At 64.3% G+C, this 3,809-nt stretch carries 3 protein-coding genes; 1 reads left to right on the top strand and 2 read right to left on the bottom strand.

Annotation, left to right across the window (positions count from 1 at the left end; translation table 11 throughout):
• Together EOA33_RS27400 and EOA33_RS27395 are read right to left on the bottom strand one after the other, a co-directional pair.
• On the bottom strand, positions 1-620 hold a 620-nt coding region (locus tag EOA33_RS27400; protein WP_145989305.1), incomplete at its 3' end, for a glycosyltransferase.
• Between the two features lie 8 nt (positions 621-628).
• Positions 629-1,192 carry a polysaccharide biosynthesis/export family protein gene (locus tag EOA33_RS27395; protein WP_126054925.1) on the bottom strand — a complete coding sequence of 188 codons (564 nt, stop codon included), beginning with the start codon at positions 1,190-1,192 and terminating at the stop codon, positions 629-631.
• Positions 1,193-1,452: 260 nt separating this feature from the next.
• Between EOA33_RS27395 and EOA33_RS27390 the strand changes: the two genes are divergently transcribed.
• Positions 1,453-3,627 (top strand): exopolysaccharide transport family protein, encoded by a 2,175-nt coding sequence (locus tag EOA33_RS27390; protein ID WP_127407068.1) that lies wholly within the window; start codon positions 1,453-1,455, stop codon positions 3,625-3,627.
• The last annotated feature ends 182 nt before the right edge of the window (positions 3,628-3,809 follow it).

Raw genomic sequence — 3,809 nt, 5'->3', positions numbered from 1 at the left:
ATGTAGAGCAGGTCCGCCGCTTCGGGCAGGGTCGGCACCACGTCGAACTCTGTGGCGCGCAGACCATTGTAGACCAGCGTGTTGGGGATAGGCGGTTCGCCCACCTTCCTGCGCCAGGTGCGCCTTTCATAGTCGGAGACGAACAGCAGGCAGTCGGTGAACCGGGCCATGAATCGCTCGAGCGCGAAGAACAGCTTCCCGGTGGCCGTCGTCTCGTCATAATGGAGGGAGCCGCCGTGCGGCGAATAAAGGCGGGCTACGCGAGACCTTGATACCCGCAACAGTGAGCCGAACAGACGGGCATAGGCGCCACCCTTGGCGCCGTGCCCGTGCAGCACGTCCGGCCGCAATTCCTTGATGATTCTGTATGTGCGCCAAGCCGAGGCGAGGTCGCCCGGCCCGACATGGCGCTGCATCGGCGTGCGATGGATGCCGAGCGCCAGGCTGTCCTTCATACCCTCGAATAGATGCTCCTCGAAAGCGCCGCCGGTGGTCGAATCGCAAACGATGCCGACCGAGTGACCGGCGGCGAGCTGCGCCTCGGTCAGGTCGCGCACATGGCGGAAAATCCCGCCGACGGGTGAGCGAAAGCAATGGACGATCCGCAGGTTCGCCGCCACGTTGGTTTTCAGAACAGCCGTTCGCGCACGTAGACAGTGTCGCCGGGCAGCAACGGATCGGATGTGACCACCCGCCCGGTCATCACCTTGCCGTTGATGTCGCGGGTGATGTCGACGCTCTCCTGGTTGGCGCGCGGCGAGAAGCCGCCGGCGATCGCGATGGCTTTTTGCACGGTGAGGCCCGGCACATAGGAATACTGGCCGGCCGCGCCAACTTCGCCCATCACGAAGATCGGCCGGTAGCGGTCGATCTCGACCGAAACATCGGGGTCGCGCAGATAGCCTTGCCGCAACTTGTCGGCGATTTCCTTCTCGAGCTGCTGGGCGGTGTGTCCGCGTGCCGGCACGGAGCCGACCAATGGGAAGGAGAGATAGCCGGACTGGTCGACGCTGTAGGTGTTGGTCAGGCCATCCTGCTCGAATACGGTGACCCGGACGCGATCTCCGGCACCCAGCCGATAAGGTTGGTCGAGCACCTCATGGAAGGCCGCTGGTGTCGGCCGATAGCTTGAGCAGCCGGCGAGCATCGATACGGCAAGCAGAGCACGAAAAAGGGAGGCAGTGCTTTTCATGACCGGTCACGAACCTTCATCGCTGGCCGCCAGATGTTGCGGCAAACCCCAGGGAACGGAATCCGTTATCCTCCTGTTAGGGTTAATGGCCGGTAAAGGTTTGCCGTCCCGGGCGGCGGCGGTTGCCAAAAAGCGTAGCTATTCTACTGTCTTTGCTGAATGTTCTTCAGTCGTCTCTAATGGCGCCCGCTCTTATCTTAACGGCTGAGTTACCATAGTTGTTTACGGTCGATCCTAGACTCAAGTTCGGAGCAGGATGCATGTCCGTTCAGTCCGCGGCCGCAGACGTCGATGTCGATCTCAGGCAACTCTTCGCCAGCCTGGCGAGGAACTGGTTGCGCATTCTTATCGTTGCGCTTGCCGTCACTGGTCTGGCTTTCGCGCTCGCCTGGCTTGCCACGCCGCAATACAAGGCCGAGACGAAACTGCTGATAGAAACCCGCGAATCGGTCTTCACCCGGCCTGACGGCACGAGCAACGACAGCGAAAAACCGATTCTCGATGAGCAGGGCGTCGCCAGCCAGGTCGAGGTCATTTCCTCGACGGACATCCTCAAGCAGGTGGCCGCCAAGCTCAACCTGTCGAAGCTGCCCGAATTCGACGAGGCGGCCAAGATGTCGGCGCTCAGCCGCCTGCTTGTCATCGTCGGGTTGAAAAGCGACCCCAACGAAATCGCGCCGGAAGAGTGCGTGCTGAAGAAGATGCGCGAGAAGCTCAACGTTTACAGCGTTGAAAAATCTCGCGTTATCGTCATCGAGTTCTCCTCGGAGGATCCCAGGCTCGCCGCCGACATCCCGAACGCCATCGCCAACACCTACATTTCCGTCCAGGGCAACGCCAAGCTGGAATCGAACGCCGCAGCCACCGACTGGCTTGCGCCCGAGATCGCCGACCTGTCGAAGCGGGTCAAGGATGCCGAGGCCAAGGTCGCCGACTTCCGCGCGCAGTCGGATCTCCTGATGGGCGGCAACAATGCGGTGCTGGCTACCCAGCAGCTTTCCGAACTGTCCACCGAACTGTCGCGGGTGCGCGCCAATCGCGCCGCCGCCGAGGCGACCGCCGACAGCGTGCGCAAGGCGCTGCAGTCAGGCGGCTCGCTGGATGCGGTTCCGGAAGTTCTGAATTCCGACCTGATCCAACGCCTGCGCGAGCGGCAGGTCGAGCTCAGGGCCAACATCGCCGACCTCTCCACCACCTTGCTCGACAATCATCCCCGCATCCGCGCCCTGAAATCACAGCTTGCCGATCTCGACGGCCAGATCCGTAACGAGGCGCAAAAGATCATGAAGGGTCTGGCGACGCAGGCGCAGACGGCGCAGGCGCGCGAGAACCAGCTCCTCGGCGACGTCAACACGCTGAAGGCCGCATCGGCCCGTGCCGGCGAGCAACAGGTCGAGCTCGACGCGCTGCAGCGCGACGCCAACGCCCAGCGCCAACTGCTTGAATCCTATATGACGCGCTACCGCGAGGCCTCCTCGCGCAGCGATCGCAACTACCTGCCGGTCGATGCGCGTATCTTCTCGCGCGCCGTGGTGCCGTCGGAGCCCTATTTCCCGAAGATCGTGCCGATTGTCGGCGCCGCGTTTGTCGCCTCGCTGCTGCTGATGGCGGTCGCGACGCTGCTTCGGGAGTTGTTTTCGGGCCGCGCCATGCGCCCGGCCACCGGTGCGCGATTTGGACGAATCGAGCAGGTGGAGATGCCGGTTGCCCGCGCCGAGCCCGCGCTTGTCGATGCCGGGCTGACCAGGCATCGCTCGACCGAACCGGAGGCAGGGCCGGAAGCAGTCGACGCAGCAGACGCGACGGATGGAGACACCGGGCAGCAGGCCTCGACGCTGGGCGAGATTGATATCGAGAAGGCGGCGGAGAAACTGATCGCTTCTGGCACGGCGCGCGCCATATTCGTGTCGCCGGAAGGCGACGAGGCAGCCGCTTCCGCCGTGCTGGTAGCGCGCGAGGTCTCGGACGCCGGCCTGCGCGTGCTGCTGCTCGACCTCACCGCATCGGGTGCCGCCTCGCGGCCGATGCTGGACAGCGGGCTTTTCCCGGGGATCACCGACCTGCTCGCCTCGGAGGCGCAGTTCAGCGACGTCATCCACGCCGACCTCTACTCGGACTGCCACGTCATCCCGGTCGGCACCGCCGATCCGGCCCGCGCCATGCGCGCCGCCGATCGGCTGCCGATCATCATGCAGTCGCTGACCACCGCCTATGATCTTGTCGTGGTCGAATGCGGCCCGGCCGACGCGCAGGGCATCGGCCGGCTGGTGGGCGAGGGCACCGAGGTCTTCCTGTCGATGCTGGAAGCCGACGACGAGGTGACGCAGGCCGCAGTCAAACTGATCGAGAACGGCTACCCCGAGCTCACGCTGGTGACGCCGCTCGGCCACGAGGCCCCGGGGACGCCGGTGCCAGGACGCCGCACGGCGGCGTGAGACCGCGATTCTCTGGCCGCTTGCCGGGGCATCGTTCGAATGGTCTCAGCGGTCAGTGATTAGTTGTCGTCCTCGGCGGCAGGCGCCGCCTGTCCGGCGGCCTTGCGGCGTAGCATCTTGGTCAGCTTCCAGATGAGCGGGCTGTTCTTGATGATGGCCTTTGTCCGCGCGCCTTGCCGGAG

Source organism: Mesorhizobium sp. M4A.F.Ca.ET.050.02.1.1, assembly GCF_003997725.1.
Classification (GTDB): Bacteria; Pseudomonadota; Alphaproteobacteria; order Rhizobiales; family Rhizobiaceae; genus Mesorhizobium.
The sequence above is the reverse complement of the archived record's forward strand: the minus strand, read 5'-3'. Positions and strand labels throughout refer to the sequence as shown.